Raw genomic sequence first — 22,943 nt, forward strand, 5'->3', positions numbered from 1 at the left:
TGTTCCGTTTGCGCAAGACCCCGTTGTCCGACCCGTCGACCAGGAGCCCCATGCGCGCCGACGCCCGCCGCAACCTCGACGCCCTGACCGACGCCGCGAAGGCCGTGTTCGCCAGCGACGGTGTCGATGCCCCCGCGAAGGTGATCGCCGATCGCGCCGGTGTCGGTGTCGGCACGCTCTACCGACACTTCCCGCAGCGCTCCGACCTGGTGGTGGCGGTCTTCCGGAACGCGGTCGAGGCCTGTGCCGATGCGGCCGACGACCTGGCCGCTGCCCATGCACCCGACGAGGCCCTCGCGCTGTGGCTCCAGCGGTTCACCGAGTTCGTCGCGACGAAGCGGGGCCTCGCCGCCGCACTGCACTCCGGCGACCCGGCGTTCGAGGCGCTGCCCGCCTACTTCATCGGCCGACTGGGTGACGCCCTGACGCGGCTGCTCGACGCCGCTGCCGCCGCCGGCACCATCAGCGCCGACGTCGACGCCCCGCAGCTCCTCCGCGCCGTCGGGGACCTGTGCCACGGCTCGCCCAGCCCGGAGCAGAGCCAGCGCATGGTCGCCCTGCTCGTGGACGGCCTGCGCTACCGCGCCACCGCCTGACGTCCGCCGGACACCGGCGGGTGCAGCCGCTCGGCCGCGGTCGCCCGCACCGCGTCGGTCACCCGCTCGAGCAGCGGGGACGCCAGGTTCCACCGCTGCCACCACAGCGCGACGTCGGCCCGACGCCCGGGCGTGAGCTCAACGAGGGCGCCCCGCTCCAGGGCGTCCAGGCACTGGGCCTCCGGCAGGAGCCCCCACCCGAAGCCGAGCGTCACCGCGCGGGCGAAGTCCGCCGACGTCGGGACGAAGTGTCGAGGACCCCGGGGAGCGTGCCCGACGACCCGGCGCAGGAAGCCCTGCTGCAGGTCGTCGTCGTGGTCGTAGTCCACGAGCGGCACCCGGTCGAGGCGCTGCAGCATCCGCCGCTCGGAGTCGGCGCCGTCGAGGTACCGGTCGACGAACGCGGGCGAGGCCACCGCCCGGTAGCGGTCGATGCCGAGCGCCACCGACGAGCAGCCCTGCACGGGGTCGGACTCCGCCGTGACCGCGGCCATCACCGTGCCGGAGCGCAGGAGCTCGGCCGTGCGGTCCTGGTCCTCGCGGTGCAGGTCGAAGACCACCTCGGTGTCACGACGGACGATCGCCAGGGCGTCGAGGAACCACGTGCCGAGCGAGTCGGCGTTCACCGCGAGCGGGATCGACGGGACGCGGTCACCGTCGTCCGTCGCCGCTCCGCCGAGGTCGCGTGCCGTCTCCTCGTCGAGCAGGCGGACCTGCCGGGCGTGCCGCAGCACGACGGCACCGTCGGGCGTCGGCACGATCGGCGTCGTCCGCTGCAGCAGCACTCGTCCGACGAGCTGCTCCATCGCCTTGACCCGCTGCGAGACCGCCGACGGGGTGATCGACAGCGCGCGAGCCGCGGCGTCGAACGTCCCGAGGTCGACGGCCGTCAGGAGCGTCTCGAGGTGTTCGCGCTGGAAGCGGAGCATGAGCAGAGCTTACGGTGCCACAGGAACGTGAGCTGTCCTGAACGCGCGGGATCTCCTACGGTCGGCCTGTGACCGTCCTCCTCCCCGCGCTCTCCGGCCTCGGCACCGGACTCGCCCTCATCGTCGCGATCGGCGTGCAGAACACGTACCTGCTCCGGTTGGCCGTCACCGCGCGCGTCCGGGTGGTGGCGGCAGCGGTGCTGGTGTGCGCGGTGTCGGACGCGCTGCTCATCCTGGCCGGGGTGCTCGGCGTCGGGGCCGTGGTGGAGCGGTTCCCCGCGGCGCTCGTCGTGATCCGGTACGTCGGGGCCGCGTTCCTGCTGACGTACGGGGTGCTGGCGGCGCGGCGGGCGCTCCGCCCGTCGGGCGATGCGATCCGGGTCGCGGCCGAGGACGACGGGGCCGCCGTGGTGGGGGTGGGAGCGGACAGGGCGGCGACGACCGTCGTGAGCACGTCGACGCCGCAGCCGGCGGGGCGGGGTCAGGCCGAGCCTCCAGGCCGGACCGGCCGGACCGACCGGACCGACCGGACCGACCGGACCGGCCGGACCGACCGGACCGAGCAGGCCATCCCCGCCGCCCCTGTCATGCGCACCGCGGTGCTGACCATGCTCGTCTTCACGTGGGCGAACCCGCACGTCTACCTGGACACGCTGGTGTTCCTCGGGTCCGTGGCGAACCAGCAGGGCGTCGACGACCGCTGGTGGTGGACGGCCGGCGCGGTGGCCGCGAGCTGCCTGTGGTTCGGCGCACTGGGGTTCGGCGGACGGCTGCTCCGACCGCTGTTCGCGCGGCCCCTGACCTGGCGGGTGTTCGACGGGTGCGTGGCCGTCGTCATGCTCGTGTTCGGCGTGCTGCTGGTCGTCGGCGCCTGACGGCGCGCGCCGCGCCGGGCCGTGCCGTGCCGTGCCGGGCCGCGGCGGTGGGATGCCGGGGGTGCAAAACACCGGTGTCTGCCGTTCGCGCCGCGGGAGATCGCGGTTCGAACGACGAACACCGGTGTGTTGCGATGCCCGCCGGCCCCTACTGCTCCCGGCGACCCACCCGGCTGTGGCTGCGGCTGTACCCGAAGTAGATCGCGAAGCCGATGACGAGCCAGACGATGAAGCGCAGCCAGGTCTCGACCTCGAGGTTGAGCATGAGCCAGAAGCAGAGCACGGCGGACAGGATCGGGATCACGGGCGACCACGGCACCCGGAAGGACCGCGGTGCGTCCGGGCGCGACTTCCGGAGCACGATGATGCCGATCGACACGAGCACGAAGGCCGAGAGCGTGCCGATGTTGATCAGGCCCTCGAGCTTCTCGACCGGCGTGAACCCCGCGAGCACTGCCACCACGATGCCGGCGATGAGCTGCACCCGGACGGGCGTCTGCGTCTTCGGGTTCGTGACCGAGAACCAGCGGGGCAGCAGCCCGTCGCGGCTCATCGAGAAGACGATGCGGGACAGGCCGAGGAGCAGCACCATCACGACGGTGGTCAGGCCGATGAGCGACCCGATGGCGATGATGCCGGCGGCCCAGGGCAGTCCGACGATGTCGAAGGCCGAGGCCAGGGACGGGGCCTCCTCTTGTGCGAGCTGCTTGTACGACACCATGCCCGTGATGACGATGCTCACGCCGACGTACAGCAGCGTCACGATGCCGAGGCCGATGAAGATGCCGCGGGGCAGGGTCTTCTGCGGGTTCTCGGTCTCCTCGGCGCTGGTGGCGACGACGTCGAAGCCGATGAACGCGAAGAACACCAGCGACGCGGCGGCGAGCAGCCCGAAGACGCCGTACTGCGCGGGCTCGGACCCGGTGGCGAACGACACGAGCGACTGGGTCCAGACGCTGCCCTCGGCACCCTTCGCGGGCTCGGCGGCGGGGATGAAGGGCGTGAAGTTCGCGGCCTTGACGAAGAAGGCGCCGACCACGATGACGAAGAGGACGATCGCGACCTTGATGACGGTGATCACGGCGGACACGCGGCTGGACAGGCGGGTGCCGAACGCGAGCAGCGCGGTGAAGACGCCGACGATGAGCACCGGGCCCCAGGTGAAGGCGACCGGGCCGATCGCGATGGTGCTCGGGAGCGTGATGCCGAACACGTCGAACGCGGTGCTGAGGTAGATGCCCCAGTACTTCGCGATCACGGCGCTGGCCGTCAGGGTCTCGAGGATGAGGTCCCAGCCCACGATCCACGCGAGCAGCTCGCCCATCGTGGCGTACGTGAACGTGTACGCCGATCCGGCGACGGGGATCGTCGAGGCGAACTCGGCGTAGCACATGATCGCCAGGCCGCACGTGACGGCGGCGAGCAGGAACGACACGATGACGCCGGGGCCGGCGAAGTTCGCGGCGGCGTTCGCACCGACCGAGAAGATGCCGGCACCCACCGCCACGGCGATGCCCATCGCGGCGATGTCGAAGGTCTTCAGGGAGCGCTTGAGCGAGCGGCCCTGTTCGTCGGCGTCGGCCAGCGAGGCCTCGATCGACTTCGTACGGAGCAAGGATGCCATGGGGTCGTTCCCGTCATCGGCTGGCGTGGGACCCGGGAAGCGTAGTGGTGTACCAACTCGGGGCGCAAACAGGTGACACGGACGGGATCGTGCGTGGCCGCGGTCCGGCCGGTGGCCGTCTGTACCCGGACGGGAGGCCCGGCCCGGCTCAGACGGACCGGCGCCAGTCCGTCAGGAAGCGGGCTCCGGCGTCGTCGTGGATGACGCCGTCGGGAGCGGTGAGGACCGGGTACGGCGTCGCCGGGACCCCGTCGGACGGGCGGACGTCGACGTGGGCCACGTCGTGGCCGTTCGCGTGCAGCCAGTCGGCCATCGCGTAGTCGCTGCGGGAGTCGCCCATCGTGCGCCACGTCAGCGGGAGCTCGCCGTCCTCGGCCAGGAGCTCGAGGGAGCGCTCGGCGCCCATGTCCTTGCCGCTGCGGTCGGACTCGACGTCGGTGGAGATGATCGTCGGGTCGATCCGCCACTGCACGGCGCCCGAGGCGTCGGGGCGGACGTCGTCGAGTCGGCGCACGCCGAGGCCGCGCCGCACGAGCGCCGCCATCGCCTTCGCGTCGAACTCGGGCTGTCGCGCCAGGTAGGTGTCGTTCGGGACCTCGACGCGCTGCTCGATCGACACCATCGCGCGCTTGGTCTCGTCGAAGAACACCAGGTCGGCGTACTCGTCGCGGACCAGCTCGCGCATCTCGTCGGCGTAGTCACGCGGGAGCGCCAGGTCCTCGGCGACCGTGACGTCGCCCATGCCGTCCTCGTACTGCGGGCCGATCGAGCACCAGACGGCACCCTTCTCGCACACGGCGTGCACGCGGCCGCCGGGGGCGAGGCCGCCGGCGAGCAGGGGGCCGACGACCTGTTCGCGGATGAAGGCGTCGCTCCGACCGGTGTTGAACACGACCGGGATCCCCTCGGCGGCGAGCGCGATGAGGTCGTCGATGATGCTGGGGATCGCGATGGTGCGGGAGACGGGACTGGCGATGGGGCCGTCGACGTCCAGGAGGAGTCCGAGTCGGGGTGCGCTCACAGGTCCATCCTCGCAGCACCGTGGGCCGCGGTGGGCGTCCGCCGCGGGGTCAGTGCTGCGCCGTCCGGACGCGGTCGAGCAGGGCGGCGAGGGCCTCGGCGTCGGGGACGTGGCCCTGCCCGGGGACGACGGTGTGGTCGGACCCCGGGATCGCCTCGGCCGCGGCACGGGCAGCGGGGCCCATCCAGTCCGGGGACTCGGTGCCCGAGGCGACGAGTACCGGGACACCGACCGAGGAGAGCACCCGCTCGGGGATCGCGAGGCCGTTCAGCATGCGGACGTCCCGCGGGAGCACGTGCGCGTCGGCGAGCAGGGCCCGCCAGAGCGCCGGCTTCAGGCGGACGCCGGCGATCTGCCCCATCGGGATGCCGAGTACCTGGGCCAGGAACGCCCGCACGGCGGCACCACGGCGACCGGCCGCGACGTGTTCGTCGAGCGTGTCCGCGAAGACGACGTCCTCGGCGTGCGGGTCGACGCTCGCGCGGTACGGCGGTTCCCACAGCAGGGCGCCGTCGAGGGGGACGCCGGCCGCGATGCCGTGCAGCACCACGCCCACGCCGACGCAGACGCCGAGGCCGGTGACCGGTCCGTCGACGCTCTCGACGACGGCACGGAGGTCGTCGGACTCGCGCTCGATCGTCCACGGGTCGGTGTCGCCGCTCGCGCCCCGGCCACGACGGTCGTACGTGATGACCCGGTGCCGCTCTGCGAGGACGCGGGAGACGGCCTGGATGTACGGGGTGCCGCGGTGGTCGAAGGCTCCGGCCGCCACGACGACGGCGGGGCCGCTGCCTGCCTCGGTCACCGCGATGGGTGTGCCGTCGGCGGAGGTGACCGTTCGGTCGACGGGAGCGTGCATGGGGTCCTTCGAGGTGTGTCGACGAGGCTGCGTCGGGCCCTCGACTGGGCCGTGCGGATGTCGGTGGTCCGAGTGTGACAGTTCGCAAACGGTACGTCTCCCCCCGCTTCCAGGGGCAGACGCACCGCTCGGCCCCTCGACGCGGGTGGTACCGCGGGCTCAGTGCTGGACGAGCGCGGTGGTGCCCACGGCCTCCCGTTCGAGCAGGGAGCGCTTGACGTCGAGCCCCCACGCGAAGCCGCCGAGCGAGCCGTCGGACCGGAGGACCCGGTGGCACGGCACGAACAGCGCGGGGGCGTTCCGGGCGCAGACGCTCGCTGCCGCCCGCACGGCGTCCGGTCGGCCCATCGCCGCGGCGAGCTCGGTGTAGGTCAGCGTCGACCCCGCGGGGATCAGGCGGAGCTGCCGCCAGCCCTCGGTCGAGAGCTCGGTGCCGACCTGGCGGACCGGGACGTGCATCGCCGGGTCGATGTCCCCGGCGTAGAAGGCGTCGACGGCCTCGGCTGAGGACACCGTGCCCGTGGACACGTGCGCGGGCCGGTGCTGCGCGGGGATGCGGGCCAGGATGCGGTCGAAGGAGTCCGTCCAGCCCGAGGCGAGCACGCGCCCCTGCACGTCTTCGAGCACGGTGAAGGACCCGTCTGGGGTGTGGAGTGTGGAGATCACGGCGTCGGTCATGGGGTGTCCTTTCGGGAGTTCGTGTGGGCGACACGAGCGGCCACCGTGGCGCGGTCGACGATCGGCCGCCAGCAGTGCATCGTGAGGTAGCTCCGCCAGGGCGCCACCTGCTCCGACCATAGGGAGAGCTCACGCGCCCCACCGGGCAGCCCGAGTTCCTGTGCACCGTTCCGCACGGCGAGGTCGCTGTGGAGGAACACGTCGGGGTGGTGCCGGACGCGGAGCGCGACGTAGTCCGCCGTCCACGGCCCGATGCCCTTGACGGCGAGGAGCCCGCCGCGGAGTTCGTCGAGCGACTGTCCACCGTGCACGACGAGCGACCCGTCGGCGAGCGCGGCCGCGACCCGGATGATCGTGTCCACGCGGGCGGCCGGCCCACGGAGGACCTCGTGTCCCGACGCTGCGACAACGGCGGCGGTCGGGAAGAGGAGTCCGTCCGGGGTGATCGCCGTGGGCACCGGAGCTCCCAGTGCCGCGACCAGCCGGGTCTGCGCCGTGCGCGCGGCCGCGACGGACACCTGCTGGCCGATCAGGGTGCGGAACACGATCTCGTGCGCGTCCACCGCCCCCGGCAACCGGAGTCCTGGGACACGGGCGACGGCAGGGGCCAACGCGGGCACCGCGCCGAGGACGGTGTCCACCGCGATCGGGTCGGCGTCCAGGTCGAACAGCGCCCGGACCCGCGCGACGAGCGTCGGCAGGTCGCCGAGGTCCGTGACCCGCACGGTCAGGTCGATGCCGGCCCTGGGGCCGGCTGCGTCGGGGAGGGCGGCCGACGCGCGGAACCAGCCAGGGCCTCCCGGTAGGTCGACGATCCGTTCGTAGGCGGTGACGACACCGGCATCGGAGGTGACCACCCGCTCCAGTCCGGCGAGCGCGTGCAGCGCGTGCCAGTCGAGCAGGCCCTGCGCGTCGAACGGTGCCCGCGCCGGCAGGTGCACGTGCAGGCCGCCGTCGGGGGCGGGGAGCGCGCGGCGCCGGGCGCGGAGTTCCGTCGGGGTGAGGGCGAAGACCTCGCGCACGGTGTCGTTGAACTGGCGGACGCTCGTGAAGCCGGCGGCGAACGCGACGTCGGCGATCGGCAGGTCGGACGAGGTCAGCAGCGTGCGCGCGGTCTGTGCGCGGTGCGCGCGGCTGAGGGCCTTCGGGCCGGCACCGAGCTCCTCCGTCAGGATGCGGCCGAGCTGTCGTTCCGAGTAGCCGACGCGGGCGGCGAGGCCGGGCACGCCCTCGCGTTCGACGACGCCGTCGAGGACCAGGCGCATCGCGCGGCCGGCGACGTCCTCGCGCAGGTCCCACTCGGGGCTGCCGGGCGTCGCCTCGGGCAGGCAGCGCTTGCACGCGCGGAAGCCCGCGAGGTGCGCCGCCGCGCTCGTCCGGTAGAAGGTGACGCCCGTCGAGCGCGGGGTGCGCGCGGGGCAGCTCGGCCGGCAGTAGATGCCCGTCGAGTGCACGGCGGTGACGAACTGGCCGTCGAACCGGGCGTCGCGCGAGGCGGCGATGCGGTGGCGCTCGGCGTGCAGCGCGTCGGGGTCGGGGGTGGCCATGCCGTCAGCCTGACACGGGCCACCGTCACGCAACTGGCGGGAATCGGACGGCGTGGTGGGAGGCCGGCGGGTCCCCGCGTGCGCTGCGGACGGGAGGCTCGGCTAGCGTCGTGCGCATGGCTCCCGGTCCCGACGCGGTCACCCCCGCCGTGCTGGGGCACGTCACGCAGGTCGAGGTCGCGATGCTCCAGGCGTCCCGGCGGCACCGCTACGAGGGACGGCCCGCCGACGGGGCACTGCCCGCGGACGAGGACGAACTGCGCGACCGGGTCGAGCTGCGCGCGGGCCTGGGGATCGTCAGCGACCGGTACTTCGCCGCGCGGGCGCACGTGCACGCCTCGGTCACCGTGATCGGCCTCGAAGCGCTCGAGGACGTCGGCCGTGCACTCGGTGTCGACCTCGACCCGACGCGCACCCGGCGCAACGTGTACCTGCGCGGCGTCGACGTCGAGGCGCTCCGTGGGGAGCCCTTCTCGCTCGACGCCGGCCACGGCCCCGTGCTGTTCCGCGGGTACCGCCTGGCGAACCCCTGCGCCTGGATGGACCACGAGATCGCCCCGGGTGCCTTCCGGGCCATGCGGGGACGGGGCGGGGTGCGGTGCGACCCGGAGTCCGACGGCGTGCTCAGCCTCGGTCCCGCGGTGCTCCGCACGGCCCGCCCCGTGCCGGTCCCTCCGGCGCGCTAGGCGGAGGGACCGGTGAGCGACGCCTCGATCGCGTCGACGAACGCCGGCAGGTCGTCCGGCGTGCGCGACGTGATCAGGGTGCCGTTGGTGTCGTCCACCTGGACCTCCTGGTCGACCCACTCGGCTCCGGCGTTGCGGACGTCGGTCTGCAGCGACGGGTAGGACGTGATCGTCCGGCCCTGCAGGACACCGGCCTCGACCAGGGTCCACGGACCGTGGCAGATCGCGGCGACCGGCTTGCCGGCCTCGGCGAAGCTCGTCGCCAGGCGCACGGCGGACTTGTCGAGCCGCAGGTTGTCGGCGTTGATGGTGCCGCCGGGGATGACGAGGGCGTCGAAGTCGCCCGCCGAGACGGTCGCGAGCGTGGTGTCGGGGTCGAGCGTCGTGCCCGGGTCCTTGTCACCGACCAGCGTCTGGATGGTGTCGGTCTCCTGGGCCGCGACGGTCACCGAGGCTCCGCGCGCCCGGAGCTGGTCGACCGGGACGACGATCTCGTCCTGCTCCACGCCGTAGTTCGTCGCGATGACGAGGATCTTCTTGCCGTCGAGGGTTGCCATGACTGCTCCTTCCACGGACCGGGGTCTCCGGCCGCGGGATCCAGCGTGCTCGGCGACGCTGGGCACCGACACAGTCCTGCGCTTCGTGCACACCGCCGTCGGTGCGCGGCTCGGTCGTCCCGCGGCGGGACCGCTGTCAGCCGCGGATGCGGAACGCGGTGCCCTCGGGCATGACCTCCACGCCGTCGAAGCCGTGGACGCGCGGGATCCCGACCGTGACGTCGGCTTCGAGCGTCCCGACGACGACCGTCGTGGCTCCGGAGGCGATCGCGGACTCGACACCCGCAGGGGCGTCCTCGAACGCCAGGCAGTCCGTCGCCGCCAGGCCGAGGAGCTCGGCACCGCGGAGGTACCCGTCGGGGTGCGGCTTGCCGTTCGCGATGTCCTCGGAGGTGACGACCACGTCCGGCACGGTGACGCCGGCGGCACGCATCCGGTTGAGGGCGAGGTCACGCGGCGCACTCGTCACCAGCGCCACGGGGACGCCGGCGTCGACCAGGCGCTGCAGGAACGCCGCTGCTCCGGGGACCTCGACGATGCCGTGGGTGTTCTCGACCTCGTCGGCGACGAGCTCGTCCGCCAGCCGGCGCTGCTCCGCGGGGTCGAGGTCGGGCAGGAAGTGCGCGACGGTGTCGATCGTCTGGCGCCCGTGCGAGAACGCCAGGATCGTCGACGGTGCGAGGTCGTGCGCTGCGCCGAAGCGGCCCCACGCTCCCTCGACGACCGAGGTGGAGTCCACGAGCGTCCCGTCCATGTCGAAGAGGACCCCGGACGCCACGATGTCGATCACGTGCCCGACCCTACCGGCCAGCCCACCACCGAGAACGGGCGGCGCACCTCACCGCGAGCGGACGTACCGCGTCAGCAGCAGGTCGCCCTCGCCGCGCAGCACGTGCGCCAGCCGCATCCGCCGCAGCTCCGGCGAGGACCCGCGCACGATGCGGGGTCCCTCGCCGCCCTCGAGCGACGGGTCCACCGACAGGCACAGCTCGTCGACGAGGTCCGCCGCGACGAGGGACCCCAGGAACGACGGCCCGCCCTCGCAGTGGATGCGCCCGAGACCGCGAGACACCAGGGCGTCCCGCACGAGCCGGACGTCGACCGAGTCCGTCCCGCAGGACACGACGTCGGCCACGGCGGACAGGGCCTCCCGCGCAGCGGGATCGGCAGCGTCGGAGGTCAGCACCAGCGGACGCACGGGTGCGTCGGTGAAGACGGACGACGCCGGGTCGAGCGAGAGCGACCCGGTGACGATCGCGAACACGGGGTGGTCCGGCAGGCCGTGCTCGCGGCGCCAGGCGACGTCGGCGTCGTGCAGGCGCATGGGCCCGTAGCCCTCGTCCCGGACGGTGCCGGCGGCGACGAGCACCACGTCCGCGATGCGGCGGAGCAGGTCGAACACCCGCAGGTCGTCCGGCCCGCCGAGCGATCCGGTGACCCCCGCGGCCGACGCGGCACCGTCCAGCGTGCTGACGAAGTTGACCCGGATCCAGCCGGCGGCCGACGTGTCGGAGCCGGTCCGGGCCTCCAGGCCGACACCCGGACCAGCCACAGCCGGAGCCGGCGCCGCGCTGTACAGGGCGACCAGGTCGTCGTCGGACAGGTCCGCGACGGACGGGGGCAGCAGGTTCACGTGTTGTGCCTCGATTCCAGGGGTGCGCGCCAGCCGAGGGTGGCCTCGACCATCCGCATGGCGTCGACGGACTCGACGACGTCGTGCATCCGCACGATGCGCGCGCCGAGCATCGCGCTGACCGTCGCCACGGCCAGGGACCCCGACAACCGTGCGCCGCGGGGCCGACCGAGGGACTCCCCGACGAAGTCCTTGTTCGAGACGGCCGCGAGCACGGGGTAGCCGAGCGCGACGACCTCGGGCAGACGGCGGGTGAGCTCGAGCGTGTGCACGGTGTTCTTGTTGAGGTCGTGGCCGGGGTCGACGATGATCCGCGCGTCGGGGACGCCGGCGGCGAGCGCCCGGTCGACGCGTTCGCGCAGGAAGCCGACGACGGATCCGGTGACGTCGTCGTAGACGGGCGGTGTCGGGAGCTGCTGGCGGGGCGGGGCCGTGGAGTGCGTGATGACGATCGTGGCGTCGGAGTCGGCGACCACGTCGGCCATCCGCGGGTCGGACAGTCCGGTGGTGTCGTTGACGACGCTCGCGCCGGCAGCGATCGCGGCGGCCGCGACCTCGGGGCGGAAGGTGTCGACGCTGATGACCACGTCGGACTGCTGGGCGAGCTGCTCGACGACGGGCACGACGCGGTCGATCTCGTCCGAGGCCGGCAGCTCCGGCCCCGGCGCGAACTTCACGCCGCCGATGTCGACCCAGTCAGCGCCCTGCTCGGCGGCGAGGACGGCGGCCTCGACCGCGCGGTCGAGCGCGAACGTGGCGCCCTTGTCGTGGAAGGAGTCGGGGGTGCGGTTGACGATCGCCATCACGGCGATGCGGTGGTCGAAGTCGATGGTGCGACGGCCGATGGTGCGGACCGGGTCGCGGAGGTCGGGCACGACCCAGCCGGGTGACGAGCCGGCCTGGAGGCTCGTGGCGCGTCGGTCTGGCGTCATGCGTCCGCCTCGGGCTGGCGTGCGGCGGCCTGGGCGTCGTGGTCGGCGCCGTGGTCGTGGTCGGCGCCGGTGCCGGCTCCGAATCCGCTCCCGGCTCCGAATCCGCTCCCGGCTCCGGCTCCGATCCCGGCTCCGATCAGGGCGATCGCCTCGGCCCGCCCGGTGGCCTCGGCCAGGGAGCCGCTCGCCGCGACCGTCACCGTCGTCGAGCCGGTCTGCCGCTCGCCGCGGGTCGTCACGCACTGGTGCTGGGCGTCGAGCACGACGAGGACGCCCTGGGCCTCGAGCCCGTCCTGCACCGCCCGCACGACCTGCTCGCCGAGACGCTCCTGCAGCTGCGGGCGGGACGCGAGGGCGTCGACGACCCGGGCCAGCGTGCCGAGGCCGATCAGGCGCTCGCCCGGGGCGTAGGCCAGGTGCGCGACGCCGAGGAACGGCAGCATGTGGTGCTCGCAGACGGACCGGAACCGGATGTCGCGCACGACCACGAGCTGGCCGCGCTCGTCGGCCTCGGCCGGGACGGTGCCGTCGCGGGCGATCGCGGCGGCGTCCTCCCCCAGGCCGGCGAAGAACTCGGCGTAGGCGTCTGCCACCCGCTGCGGTGTCCGTGCGAGCCCGGGACGGTCGGGGTCCTCCCCGATGCCGGCGAGGAGCTCGCGCACGGCGGCCTCGATCCGTGCACGGTCCATGCGGTGGTTCACGGACCCCATCAAACACCAGTCCCCCGACGCTGCCAGGTTCCTTTAAACTTCGTCAGTGAGCGCCACGAAGACCACCGAACCGCCCCGGAACCGCGTCGCGTCCGGCCTCGACCGCTTCTTCTCCGTCACGAAGCGTGGATCGACCATCCCCCGCGAGGTCCGCGGTGGCCTCGTCTCCTTCGTCACGATGGCGTACATCGTCATCCTCAACCCGCTCATCCTGGGTGGCTTCAGCGCCGACCAGGCCGCGAAGGACGTCACCGGCGGCTGGCTCGAGAACGCCCAGGTCGCCGCGGCCACCGGCCTCGTCGCCGGCATCATGACCATCGCGATGGGCATGATCGCGAACCTGCCGTTCGGCATCGCCGCGGGCCTCGGGATCAACTCGTTCCTCGCCGTCAGCGTCGTGCACCAGGTCACCTGGGCCGAGGCGATGGGGCTCGTCGTCATCAACGGCGTGATCATCGTCATCCTGGCGTTGACGGGCATCCGGACGATGATCTTCACGGCGGTGCCGGCGCAGCTCAAGGCCGCGATCACGGTCGGCATCGGCCTTTTCATCGCCTTCATCGGCCTGGTCGACTCCGGCTTCGTGCGCTCCTCGGGCCTGGCGTCGCCGCCGCTGCAGCTCGGCGAGGACGGCTCCGTCGGGGCCCTCCCCACGATCGTGTTCCTCATCGGCCTGGTCATCATCGGCACGCTCATGGCGCGCAAGGTCAAGGGCGCCCTGCTCATCGGCATCATCGCGACGACCATCATCGCGATCATCCTGCAGGCGGTCTTCCACGTGCCGACCTCGGTCGACTCCAAGACCGGCTGGAACCTCAACGCCCCCGGCCTGCCGAGCGCACTGTTCGCCCTGCCCGACCTGTCGCTCGTCGGGCACTTCGACTTCGGCGCCTTCAGCCGCATCGGCCCGCTCGCCGCGTCGATGCTCGTCTTCACGCTGGTCTTCACCAACTTCTTCGACGCGATGGGCACGATGACCGGGCTGGCGAAGGCCGCCGGGGTCGCGAAGCCCGACGGCACCTTCCCCCGCCTCCGCTCGGCGCTCGTCGTCGAGGGTGCCGGTGCGATCGCCGGTGGTGGCGCCTCGGTCTCGTCGAACACCGTCTTCATCGACTCCGCTGCGGGCATCGGCGAGGGTGCCCGCACGGGCATGGCCTCCGTCGTCACCGGCCTGCTGTTCCTGGCGTCGATGTTCCTGACGCCGCTGACCCAGGTCGTCCCGCTCGAGGTCGCCGCCGCCGGGCTCGTCGTCGTCGGTGCGCTCATGGTCGCGCAGGTCAAGGACATCGACTGGACCGACTTCGGGTCGGCGCTGCCGGCGTTCCTGACGATCGTCGTGATGCCGCTGACCTACTCGATCGCGAACGGCATCGGCGTCGGCTTCATCAGCTGGGTGCTCATCAAGGCACTGTCCGGCCGCGGCCGCGAGGTCTCCTGGCTGCTCTACGTCGTCGCCGCGGGCTTCCTGCTGTACTTCGCGCGCGGGCCGCTGGAGTCGGTGCTCGGCGTCGGCTGACGCCGGGCGGTGGCGGCTGCGGGGGTCCCGGACCGCAAAACACCGGTGTTCGTCGGACGAACCGCGGATGATCGCGGCGCGGAACACGAACACCGGTGTCTTGCAAGCTCTGTCCGGCGCCGGGCGTCCGGCCGGGAGGCTCGGGGCTACTCCGGCAGGTCGGCCGGCGTCGCCTCGTGGTGGCGCCGGGCGCGCGTGCGCCGGTCCTCCTTCATGCCCGCCTCGAGCAGGTGGCGGCGGCCCCCGGCGAGGTCGTCCCGCGCCGTGCGCTCCAGGTCCTTGGCGAGCGCGTAGTACCCGTCGTCGTAGTCCTCGACGATCTGGAACGTCCACCGGCCCTCGATGACGTTCCGCCCGATCAGCTCCGCGTCGATCCGGTCCGCGAGCTCGGTGTGACCGGCCTTCCGGAGCTGCTCGACGGCGTCCCCGAAGCCGAGGTCCGCCTTGCCCGTCAGGCGGTGGAACCCGTAGAGGTAGCCGCGAGCGTGCTCGAGCACCTCGACCGCCGCGGAGAGCGTCCCGAGTGCCTCGACGGTCTCCTCGGACACCCCCTCTGGCACCTGGTGGGCGGCGTCCGGTCCCTGTCCGTCGTTCGTCATGTGACCCCGTCTACACGAGCAGTCCCGGAACCGCTCCCGGGATCCGACGGCGGTTGCAGGAGCCTCGACCGACGCCTACCATTCGAACACACGTTCGAATGAGGAGGACCCGATGATCGTCGTCGACGCAACCACCACGGTCTGGTGGACCCAGGGGATGCCGGTGCGCATCGTGTGGCAGGGACGCCGCTGGCGCGTGTCCGACGTGCCGACACGACTCACCGTGACCCCGTCCGACCTGCCCACCGCCATCACCCACGCGCCCGAGCGGACTGCGGGGTGGCGCTTCCAGGTCACCGCCGAGGACGGCGAGACCCTGGTGGTCGACATCGTGCCCGACGGTGGCGGTTGGACGGTCGCGCGGACGTGGTCGTGACGCCGACCCGACGCGCCGACGGACCTCAGCGCGCCGACGTCGACTCGGTGGACGTCACGGCACTGGTGGGCTGCTCTGGGCGCTCCGGTCGCTCGGGTCGCTCTGGGCGCTCCGGTTGCCCCGGTCGCTCCATCAGCCGCCAGGCCCCGCCCGTGAGCGGCGCGAGCGTCACGACCGTGTAGACGGCCACCACCACGCCGAAGGTCGCCGAGACGCCGATGCCCTCGGCAGCGAACCCGGCGAGCAGTCCTCCGAGCGGGATGCCGGCCCACGAGCCCGCCCCGAGCAACCCGAACACCCTGGCCCGCATGTGCACGGGGATCCGCTCGAGCTCGACCGCCCCGAGGATCGGGTTCAGCGACCCGGCCGCCAGCCCGGACACCGCCGACGCCGCCAGCATCCACGGCAGCCCGAGCCCGAGCGCCGGCACGGCCAACGACGGTCCGCCGGCCAGCACGAAACACAGCACGAAGGTGATCCGCCGCGGGACGCGATGGGCGACGTACCCGAACGCCACGGAACCGAGGAACGCCGCCCCGCCGAAGGTGCCCGTCACGAAGCCCAGTGCCTGCGCCCCGCCGAGACGTTCGTCGGCGTAGAGCGGCAGGAGCGTCGTCGACCGCGCGGCATCGAGCAGGTTCGTGACGAGGACGAGCGCGATGACGAGTCGGAAGAACGGATCGCGGACGCAGAACCGGAAGCCCTCGGCGATGTCGCGCCAGTACCCGGCGGACGGGACGGTTCCGTCATCACCCCCGGCCGCTGGGACGACCGACGCCTGCCGCACGAACAGCGCGGTCAGGACCGCCGCCCCGCCGAACGCGAGTGCCGTGCAGGCGAGCGCCGGCAACGGGCCGAGCAGCGCGACGAGCACCCCGCCGACGGGTGCACCGACGAGCACGGACAACCGGGCCGAGGCCTCGAAGTGCCCCACCGCTCGCTCGAGCGGCACGCCGGCCTCGGTCGCGAACCCCGGCAGCAGCACCCGTCGGGCGGACTCCCCCGGCAGGTCGAACAGCCCACTGACGAAGACCAGCGCGAGCAACGCCCAGAACGGCAGCCCGACGGTCCATGCGAGCACCGGCATCGCGAGCAGGGTCAACCCGCTGACCACGTCCGAGCCGATGCTCGACCGCACGAACCCCACCCGTTCGATCAGCGCGCCGCCGAAGGGACCGCCGAGGACGATCGGGACCGTCGCCATGAACGCCGCGATGCCGACGTCGGTCGCCGAGCCTCCGCGGGCGAGCACGGCGAACGGGACGCTGACGGTCGTGACGACGTTGCCGACGCGCGAGACGACCTGGACGGCGAGGAGGGCCCGCAGCCGCCCGCGCGGCGTCATGCGCGAGGCCGTCGGTACGCCTGGACGAGCACGGCGACCTGCTCGGAGCCGTCACCCTCGACGTGCTCGGCCCCGATCTCGCGGTACCGCTCCAGCACCTGCCACAGGTCGGCGCTCAGCTGTTCGAGTTCCGGCACGGTCAGCCGCATCACCCGGTCCGAACTGCTGCCCGCCGCGACCCACTCCCGCCCGAAGGTCGCCGCCTGGTCGACGTAGGCCTCGTAGTTCGCGGCGTACGTCCGCGCGACGGCTCGGTCCAGGGCGCTGACCGCGAGGGTGCGCTCGGGGTCGTCGAGCGCGTCCTCCAGCGACCACGACGAGGACCGGTGCACGGAGCGCCACCACCGCTCGCGGCGGTCCACGCCGAGGTCCGTCGCCGGCTCGATCAGGCCAGCCGTCGCGAGTCGACCGCAGTGGTAGCTGATGGTCCCGGGTGCTTCGTCGATCAGCTCACCGAGCATCGCGGCGGTCTTCGGGCCGTCGGTGCGCAGCAGCCCGAGGATGCGCAGGCGTGTGGGGTGCGCCAGGGCCCGCATGTGCGCCGGGTCGTCGATCCGTCCGTCGTCGTCCATCTGCCCACGGTAGAACCACAAGAGGTGTTGCGCAAGAGATGTTGTGCAGTTGTCGGCGCAGCCGGGTCGTACCCGCGGTACGGTCGCGACATGACCCGGTGGATCGCGCTGCTGCGCGGCGTGAACGTGAACGGCATCACGATCCGATCGGCCGACCTCCGGACGCTGTTCGAGGAACGTGGGCACACCGACGTCCGCACGGTGCTGGCGTCGGGCAACGTCGTGTTCTCGTCCGAGATGCACGAGGCCGAGCTCAAGGTCGACGCCGAGCAGGCGCTCCGCGACCGCTTCGGGTACGACGCCTGGATCGTGCTCGTCCCACACGATGCCCTCGCCGCGCTCGTCAGCGCGTTCCCCTTCGAGTCGTCGGCCGACCGGCACGACTACGTGCTCTTCGGATCGGACGACGCTGCGCTGGACGACCTGCTCGCCGACCTCGTGCTCGACGACACGGTCGAACGGGTCGCACGCGGCGACGGTGTCGTCTACTGGTCGTGTCCGAAGGGGTCGAGCACGGACACGGTCTTCGCGAAGCGGGCCGGCGCCACCCGCTTCAAGCGCACGACGACGACCCGCAACACGAACACACTGCGCAAGCTCCTCTGAGCGTCACTTCGTCTGGTTCGGGTGATGCGTGTGCACCGCGATCACCTGCACGACCCGAGCTTCTTCGTCCACGGTGAACCAGATGCGTGCGCCCCGCTTGAGCTCGTGCTGCCGTCGGACCCACTCACGCCCCGAGTGCACGACGACGCCCAGTTCTCCGCGGAGTGCATGGCAGGCGAGGTCCTCGGTCAGCGGATCCGTCGTGAGCCGCTCCCACGCGCCGGCCAGGGCGTTGCGCTGCGTCGCGAGGACGTCACGCCACCCGTGCTCGGCAGCACGTGTGACGAGGACGATGGTGTACTCCGTGGTGCGGACTGGCCGCGCCACGCCAGATCGGCGCGCGGCCATCAGTCACGGCTTCTCGGCCACGACCGGCGGGTCGAGCAGGGCCGGCTCCGAGGTGTCCCACCCGGCGGCGATGGCCTCTGCCGAGTTGCGCCAGGCTTGCATCTCCAGCAGCAGCTTCCGGGGCTGCCGGAGGGAGAACGAACCGCGGGCCACCTCGACGATCTCCGTGGCGAACCGCTGCTGGTCAGCACGGCTCAGCAGCTTCAACCAGGGGTAGGGGATCGCCAGGCGGTCGTGCAGCGGCAGCGACTCGTTGACGGTGACCGCGGCGATGAGCTGTGCAGCGATGTCGAGGACGGCCTCGTCGTCGTCGGACCGTTCCTTCGTCGTCAGGACGAGCGGCGCACCGTCGCGTCGGGTGACCTCGAGTGGTTCCTGCTCAGCGGCAGCGAAGACGTCCTTCGCGTGGCGTGACAGGTCGGACGACTGCACGGAGCGCCGGCGGCGAACGGGAGCGAGGAGCGTCATGACACCACCGTATTCAGAACGTGTTCTGAACACAAGGGGAAAGGCCGTGTGAGACCTCACACTGCCCAGGTCAGGACTGCGCGGGCTGCCCGTTGCTCGCCATGGTGCCGCCGTCCACGGGCAGGATCGCCCCCGTGATGAACGACGCCTCGTCACTGGCCAGGAAGAGCACGGCCGCTGCGACCTCCTCCGCACGACCACCGCGGCCGAGGGCGATGCGCTCGGCGAACTCCTGCTTGAGGGCCTCGTCCTCGGCCTGCTCCTGGGTCATGTCCGTCCAGATCAGGCCCGGCGCGACTGCGTTCACCCGGACGCCGGCGTGGCCGTTGTCGAGCGCGGCGGCCTTCGTGAAGTTCGACACCCCGCCCTTCGCCGCGTTGTACGGGCTCATGCGCCAGTCAGCGCCCTGGCCCGACACGGACGAGGTGTTCACGACCGACCCCTTCGTCTCGCGGAGGAACGGCAGCGCCGCCCGGGTGCCGTAGAACACGCTCGACAGGTCGGTCTCGATGACCCGGTGCCACTCGTCGGTGGAGATGTCGGTGACGTCGCCGGAGGTGAAGGTGCCCGCGTTGTTCACGAGGACGTCGACCCTGTCCCAGCGGTCGATCGCCGCGGCGACGACGGTCTCCCAGTCCTCGGGCGAGGCGACGTCCGCGCGCAGGACGACGACGCGGTCGGTCGGCAGGTCGTCGCCGACGGCTCGGACCTTCTCCTCGACGCTGTCCACGAGGACGACGGAGGCCCCCTCGTCGACGAACGCCCTCGCCGTGGCCGCACCGATGCCGGAGCCGGCTCCCGTCACGATCGCGACCTTGCCCTCGAACCGCTTTCCCATGGTGGATCCTCTCGTTGCACGTCCGTGCCCGGGAGGGACGCCATCGGCCCGAGGGGCACAGCAGACCACCGTGCCCGCATCGGCCTGGACACGTGGCCAGGCGAGTGTGCCGCCGGGGCCGCGCCGGGCCTCCATGCTGGACCGAGCCGCGCACCGTGGTGCGCGACCCGGTCCGGAGAGCCGCTACGCGGTGGTGTCGTCCGCGTCGAGGTCGCGCTCGAGCGAGATGGTCGGGATCGACGCCGTGATCACCGAACCGTCCGCGCGGAGCGTGCCCTGGATGTCGCTCGTCGTCGGGGCGTGCCCGGACATGCGCGGCCCGTGGTGCGGGATCGGCACGACGGTCGGGGCGCCGGTCTCGATGTCGTACGGCTGGTTGTGCACCCAGGCGGTGAAGCCGGACCCGGTCTCGACCGTGAACGTCATGCGCTCCTGCTCGAGGTCGACGCGCACGCGCGAGCCGTGCACCGTCAGGCGGTAGGTCAGGCGCTCCCACTGCTCGGGCAGCCGCGGGTTGAACGACATCTTGCCGCCGTGGTCGCGCATGCCGCCGAAGCCGTTGACGAGCCCGCCCCAGATGCCGCCGGTCGACGCGATGTGCACGCCGTCGGTGGTGTTGCCGTGCAGGTCGGCGAGGTCGACGTAGAGCGCCGTGTGGAAGTACTGCTCCGCGAGCTCGTGGTAGCCGACCTCCGCCGCCATGATCGACTGCACGACGGCCGACAGGGTCGAGTCACCGGTGGTGAGGGCGTCGTAGTAGTCGAAGTCGCGACGCTTCTCCGCCGGGGTGAACTCGTGGCCCTGCAGGAACAGCGCCAGCACGACGTCGGCCTGCTTGAGCACCTGGAACCGGTAGATCACGAGCGGGTGGTAGTGCAGCAGCAGCGGACGCTTGGACTCCGGCGTCCGCTCGAGGTCCCAGAGTTCCTTGTCGAGGAACTGGGCGTCTTGCGGGTGGATGCCACGGTGCGGGTCGAAGGGGATCTCCATCGACTCGGCGGCGTGCTCCCAGTCGACGATCTCGGACTCGTCGAGCCCGGTGCGGCGGACCATGCGGGCGTACTCGCCCGGGTCGTCGACGCTGAGCTGACGGCACGCGTTGACCGCGAACCACAGGTTCGCCCGGGCCATCACGTTCGTGTACATGTTGTCGTCGACGACGGTCGTGTACTCGTCCGGACCGGTGACGCCGTCGATGTGGAACTTCTGGTCGCCGTTCGAGCGCCAGAAGCCGAGGTCCTCCCACAGCCGGGCGGTCTCGACGAGGATGTCGATCGCGCCGCGCTTCAGGAACTCGGTGTCCCCGGACGCCCGGACGTACTGCATCAGCGCATGGGCGATGTCCGCGTCGATGTGGTATTGCGCGGTGCCGGCGGCGTAGTACGCGCTGGACTCCTCGCCGTTGATCGTGCGCCACGGGAACAGGGCGCCGTGCTGGTTCAGCTCGCGGGCGCGGGCCCGCGCGGAGTCGAGCATGTTGTAGCGGAACCGCAGGGCGTTGCGCGCGACGATCGGCGCGGTGTAGCTGAGGAACGGGAGGACGTAGATCTCCATGTCCCAGAAGTAGTGCCCGCCGTAGCCGGAGCCGGTGACGCCCTTGGCCGCGATGCCGTGGCCGTCGGTGCGCGCCGTCGCCTGCGCGAGCATGTAGAGGTTCCAGCGCACGGCCTGCTGGATCTCCGGCTGCCCGGCGATCTCGACGTCGCTGCGCGCCCAGTAGTCGTCCATCCACACGCGCTGCTTGGCGAAGGTCTCCTCGACCGTCTCGGCGTGGGCGCGGTCGAGCGTGCGGTCGCAGCGGTCGGCGAGTTCGCGCGCCGGGACGCCGCGGGAGGTGTGGTAGACGATGTTCTTGGTCAGGTGGATCGGCTGGCCGGCCTTGGCCTGCACCCGGTAGACGTGCTTGGCGAGGTCGTCCTCGATCGAGGAGGACTCGTCCCACGTGTTCTCGGTCTCGAGCCGGTGCTCGACCCCGACGCAGATCGTCATGCCGGAGCTCTTGGCCTGGTACCCGAGCAGCGAGCGGGTCGCGGTGTTCCGCTTGAGGCGCGGTTCGAGCACGCGCTCGCTGAAGGTCTCCGCCTTGCGGGGGTCGAACGCCGACGCCGACGCAGCCGCACGCATGCCGGCGTGGTACTCGTCGACGACGTCCTGGCGGTTGAGGATCTGGCTGGACAACAGGATCGAGGCGTCGTGGTCGAGCATCGTGACCTCGTAGTCGACGACCGCGAGGTGCCGGTCCGTGAACGACACGAGGCGACGCGACCGGATCAGGACACGCTTGCCCGACGGCGTCGACCACTCGGTCTCGCGCAGCAGGAACCCGCCGCGGAAGTCGAGTCGACGCGTGTGCCGCAGGATGTCGGCCTCGGCGAGGACGAGGGGCTCGTCGTCCACGTACAGCCGGATCACCTTGGCGTCGGGCACGTTGATGATCGTCTGGCCGGTCTTGGCGAAGCCGAAGGCGTCCTCGGCGTGCCGGATCGGCCAGGTCTCATGGAAGCCGTTGACGTACGTGCCGTACTGCACGCCGCCGCGGCCTTCGTCGAGGTTGCCGCGCAGCCCGAGGTAGCCGTTGCCGACCGCGAAGTTCGTCTCCGCGACGCCCTGCTCGTCCGGGGTGTACTCGGTCTCGACGAGCGCCCACTCGTCGACCGGGTACCGGACGCGGTCGAGGGGGTCCGAGGTGATGGGGTTCATGGGGCTCCGTGGGAGGGGAGGTGGTCAGGGACGGCCTGGAGGCGCGGATCGCGCCGGTGGTCCGTCTACGTCGTCGGGACGGCCGGCTCAGTCGGCCCGGCCGGCTCGGGCAGCTCGGCGATGAGGTCGGCGAGGTCCGTCACGACGACGTCCGCGCCGTGCTCGCGCAGGGCGTCGGCACCAGCACCGCGGTCGACGCCGACCACCAGGCCGAAGGAGCCGTTCCGGCCGGCGGCCACCCCGCTCGTGGCGTCCTCGACCACGACGCACTCGGCGGCGGTCAGGCCGAAGCGGCTGGCGGCGTCGAGGTAGGTGTCCGGCGCGGGCTTGCCGGCGAGGCCGTCTTCCCGCGCGACCATGCCGTCGATGACGACCGGGAAGCGCTCGAGGATGCCAGCGGTCCGGAGCACCGACTTGGCGTTCGCGGAGCTCGAGACCACCGCGACGGACAGGCCGGCGTCGATGGCGGCGACGAGGAAGCGCAGTGACCCCGGGTAGGGCTCGACGCCGTGCTCGGTCAGCTCGGCGGTGAACTCCGCGTTCTTCCGGTTGCCGAGCCCGCAGACGGTGTCCTGGTCGGGGTCGTCGTCCGGGGTGCCCTGCGGCAGCTCGATGCCGCGGGCGTCGAGGAGCGAGCGGACGCCGTCGTAGCGCGGCTTGCCGTCGATGTACGCGAAGTAGTCCTGCTCCGTGTACGGCGCGACGCCGTGCGCGGCGAGGTACGGCGTGAACAGGCGGCTCCAGGCGCGCATGTGCACGTCGGCGGTGGGCGTGAGGACGCCGTCGAGGTCGAAGAGGAGTGCCCGCGCATCGGCGAGGCGCACAGGGGCGGACCGGTCTGACGACGTCATGGACACACCTTCCAGGGAGTCGTGTCGAACGAGTGGTGCGCCCGAGTCTAGGACCGCTCCAGGTGCCGCGTGGCACT

General features: G+C 72.1%; 24 protein-coding genes and 1 pseudogene. 6 read left to right on the forward strand and 19 right to left on the reverse strand.

Annotated elements, in window-relative coordinates; translation table 11 throughout:
- The first annotated feature begins 50 nt into the window (after nucleotides 1-50).
- Entirely contained in the window at nucleotides 51-596 is a 546-nt protein-coding gene (locus OVA28_RS02985; protein WP_268095687.1) for a TetR/AcrR family transcriptional regulator, read from the forward strand.
- Here the strand turns inward: OVA28_RS02985 and OVA28_RS02990 are convergent.
- Nucleotides 578-1,525, reverse strand: a complete 948-nt coding sequence (locus OVA28_RS02990) for a LysR family transcriptional regulator ArgP (protein WP_268095688.1) — start codon at nucleotides 1,523-1,525, stop codon at nucleotides 578-580. The genes OVA28_RS02985 and OVA28_RS02990 overlap by 19 nt on opposite strands.
- A 68-nt stretch (nucleotides 1,526-1,593) precedes the next feature.
- Here OVA28_RS02990 and OVA28_RS02995 point away from each other — a divergent pair, with 68 nt between their 5' ends.
- Nucleotides 1,594-2,400, forward strand: coding sequence for a LysE/ArgO family amino acid transporter (locus tag OVA28_RS02995; protein ID WP_268095689.1), 807 nt, complete (start codon nucleotides 1,594-1,596; stop codon nucleotides 2,398-2,400).
- A gap of 148 nt (nucleotides 2,401-2,548) precedes the next feature.
- Here OVA28_RS02995 and OVA28_RS03000 read toward each other — a convergent pair whose 3' ends face one another.
- The 5 genes from OVA28_RS03000 to OVA28_RS03020 all read right to left on the reverse strand — a co-directional run bounded on the left by OVA28_RS03000 (nucleotide 2,549) and on the right by OVA28_RS03020 (nucleotide 8,129).
- Nucleotides 2,549-4,024, reverse strand: coding sequence for an APC family permease (locus tag OVA28_RS03000; protein ID WP_268095690.1), 1,476 nt, complete (start codon nucleotides 4,022-4,024; stop codon nucleotides 2,549-2,551).
- A gap of 148 nt (nucleotides 4,025-4,172) precedes the next feature.
- Entirely contained in the window at nucleotides 4,173-5,045 is an 873-nt protein-coding gene (locus OVA28_RS03005; RefSeq protein ID WP_268095691.1) for a hypothetical protein, read from the reverse strand.
- Nucleotides 5,046-5,094: 49 nt separating this feature from the next.
- The gene (locus OVA28_RS03010; protein WP_268095692.1) at nucleotides 5,095-5,904 is read right to left on the reverse strand and encodes an alpha/beta fold hydrolase; all 810 of its coding nucleotides are present in this window, start codon (nucleotides 5,902-5,904) and stop codon (nucleotides 5,095-5,097) included.
- A 159-nt stretch (nucleotides 5,905-6,063) separates the two neighbouring features.
- Entirely contained in the window at nucleotides 6,064-6,582 is a 519-nt protein-coding gene (locus OVA28_RS03015; RefSeq protein ID WP_194659406.1) for a methylated-DNA--[protein]-cysteine S-methyltransferase, read from the reverse strand.
- Entirely contained in the window at nucleotides 6,579-8,129 is a 1,551-nt protein-coding gene (locus tag OVA28_RS03020; RefSeq protein WP_268095693.1) for an AlkA N-terminal domain-containing protein, read from the reverse strand. Before OVA28_RS03020 ends, OVA28_RS03015 begins: the two co-directional genes overlap by 4 nt.
- Nucleotides 8,130-8,245: 116 nt before the next feature.
- Here OVA28_RS03020 and OVA28_RS03025 point away from each other — a divergent pair, with 116 nt between their 5' ends.
- Entirely contained in the window at nucleotides 8,246-8,815 is a 570-nt protein-coding gene (locus OVA28_RS03025; RefSeq protein ID WP_268095694.1) for a molybdenum cofactor biosysynthesis protein, read from the forward strand.
- Here OVA28_RS03025 and OVA28_RS03030 read toward each other — a convergent pair.
- The 5 genes and pseudogenes from OVA28_RS03030 to folE form a co-directional block, all read right to left on the reverse strand.
- Nucleotides 8,812-9,372 (reverse strand): type 1 glutamine amidotransferase domain-containing protein, encoded by a 561-nt coding sequence (locus OVA28_RS03030; protein ID WP_268095695.1) that lies wholly within the window; start codon nucleotides 9,370-9,372, stop codon nucleotides 8,812-8,814. The two genes, OVA28_RS03025 and OVA28_RS03030, sit on opposite strands and share 4 nt — an antisense overlap.
- Before the next feature lie 136 nt (nucleotides 9,373-9,508).
- Nucleotides 9,509-10,162 (reverse strand): HAD-IA family hydrolase, encoded by a 654-nt coding sequence (locus OVA28_RS03035; protein ID WP_268095696.1) that lies wholly within the window; start codon nucleotides 10,160-10,162, stop codon nucleotides 9,509-9,511.
- Between the two features lie 48 nt (nucleotides 10,163-10,210).
- The gene (locus OVA28_RS03040) at nucleotides 10,211-11,005 is read right to left on the reverse strand and encodes a pyrimidine reductase family protein (RefSeq protein WP_268095697.1); all 795 of its coding nucleotides are present in this window, start codon (nucleotides 11,003-11,005) and stop codon (nucleotides 10,211-10,213) included.
- Nucleotides 11,002-11,937: a dihydropteroate synthase gene (gene folP, locus OVA28_RS03045; RefSeq protein ID WP_268095698.1), complete on the reverse strand. Its 936-nt coding sequence runs from the start codon at nucleotides 11,935-11,937 to the stop codon at nucleotides 11,002-11,004. Before folP ends, OVA28_RS03040 begins: the two co-directional genes overlap by 4 nt.
- Before the next feature lie 122 nt (nucleotides 11,938-12,059).
- Nucleotides 12,060-12,626: pseudogene (folE, locus tag OVA28_RS03050) on the reverse strand (GTP cyclohydrolase I); the annotation flags it as partial.
- Between the two features lie 67 nt (nucleotides 12,627-12,693).
- Here folE and OVA28_RS03055 point away from each other — a divergent pair.
- Nucleotides 12,694-14,163, forward strand: coding sequence for an NCS2 family permease (locus OVA28_RS03055; RefSeq protein ID WP_194659412.1), 1,470 nt, complete (start codon nucleotides 12,694-12,696; stop codon nucleotides 14,161-14,163).
- Between the two features lie 146 nt (nucleotides 14,164-14,309).
- Here OVA28_RS03055 and OVA28_RS03060 read toward each other — a convergent pair whose 3' ends face one another.
- The gene (locus tag OVA28_RS03060; RefSeq protein ID WP_268095699.1) at nucleotides 14,310-14,762 is read right to left on the reverse strand and encodes a hypothetical protein; all 453 of its coding nucleotides are present in this window, start codon (nucleotides 14,760-14,762) and stop codon (nucleotides 14,310-14,312) included.
- 112 nt (nucleotides 14,763-14,874) lie between these two features.
- Here OVA28_RS03060 and OVA28_RS03065 point away from each other — a divergent pair, with 112 nt between their 5' ends.
- Nucleotides 14,875-15,138 carry a hypothetical protein gene (locus tag OVA28_RS03065; RefSeq protein ID WP_268095700.1) on the forward strand — a complete coding sequence of 88 codons (264 nt, stop codon included), beginning with the start codon at nucleotides 14,875-14,877 and terminating at the stop codon, nucleotides 15,136-15,138.
- Nucleotides 15,139-15,163: 25 nt separating this feature from the next.
- On the opposite strand, the gene OVA28_RS03070 is transcribed toward OVA28_RS03065, so the two are convergent.
- Together OVA28_RS03070 and OVA28_RS03075 are read right to left on the reverse strand one after the other, a co-directional pair.
- Nucleotides 15,164-16,483 (reverse strand): MFS transporter, encoded by a 1,320-nt coding sequence (locus OVA28_RS03070; protein WP_268095701.1) that lies wholly within the window; start codon nucleotides 16,481-16,483, stop codon nucleotides 15,164-15,166.
- Entirely contained in the window at nucleotides 16,480-17,055 is a 576-nt protein-coding gene (locus OVA28_RS03075; protein WP_268095702.1) for a winged helix-turn-helix domain-containing protein, read from the reverse strand. Before OVA28_RS03075 ends, OVA28_RS03070 begins: the two co-directional genes overlap by 4 nt.
- A 90-nt stretch (nucleotides 17,056-17,145) precedes the next feature.
- Here OVA28_RS03075 and OVA28_RS03080 point away from each other — a divergent pair, with 90 nt between their 5' ends.
- Nucleotides 17,146-17,661, forward strand: a complete 516-nt coding sequence (locus OVA28_RS03080; RefSeq protein ID WP_268095703.1) for a DUF1697 domain-containing protein — start codon at nucleotides 17,146-17,148, stop codon at nucleotides 17,659-17,661.
- Nucleotides 17,662-17,664: 3 nt separating this feature from the next.
- On the opposite strand, the gene OVA28_RS03085 is transcribed toward OVA28_RS03080, so the two are convergent.
- The 5 genes from OVA28_RS03085 to OVA28_RS03105 form a co-directional block, all read right to left on the reverse strand.
- Nucleotides 17,665-17,988: a hypothetical protein gene (locus OVA28_RS03085; RefSeq protein WP_268095704.1), complete on the reverse strand. Its 324-nt coding sequence runs from the start codon at nucleotides 17,986-17,988 to the stop codon at nucleotides 17,665-17,667.
- A 24-nt stretch (nucleotides 17,989-18,012) separates the two neighbouring features.
- Nucleotides 18,013-18,477 (reverse strand): prevent-host-death protein, encoded by a 465-nt coding sequence (locus OVA28_RS03090; protein WP_268095705.1) that lies wholly within the window; start codon nucleotides 18,475-18,477, stop codon nucleotides 18,013-18,015.
- Between the two features lie 70 nt (nucleotides 18,478-18,547).
- Nucleotides 18,548-19,315, reverse strand: a complete 768-nt coding sequence (locus OVA28_RS03095; protein ID WP_268095706.1) for an SDR family NAD(P)-dependent oxidoreductase — start codon at nucleotides 19,313-19,315, stop codon at nucleotides 18,548-18,550.
- Between the two features lie 183 nt (nucleotides 19,316-19,498).
- The gene (locus OVA28_RS03100) at nucleotides 19,499-22,015 is read right to left on the reverse strand and encodes a glycoside hydrolase family 65 protein (protein WP_268095707.1); all 2,517 of its coding nucleotides are present in this window, start codon (nucleotides 22,013-22,015) and stop codon (nucleotides 19,499-19,501) included.
- A gap of 65 nt (nucleotides 22,016-22,080) precedes the next feature.
- Nucleotides 22,081-22,866 carry an HAD family hydrolase gene (locus tag OVA28_RS03105; protein WP_268095709.1) on the reverse strand — a complete coding sequence of 262 codons (786 nt, stop codon included), beginning with the start codon at nucleotides 22,864-22,866 and terminating at the stop codon, nucleotides 22,081-22,083.
- Between the last annotated feature and the right edge of the window lie 77 nt (nucleotides 22,867-22,943).

This window comes from Curtobacterium sp. SL109, from assembly GCF_026672405.1.
Taxonomy (GTDB): Bacteria; Actinomycetota; Actinomycetes; order Actinomycetales; family Microbacteriaceae; genus Curtobacterium.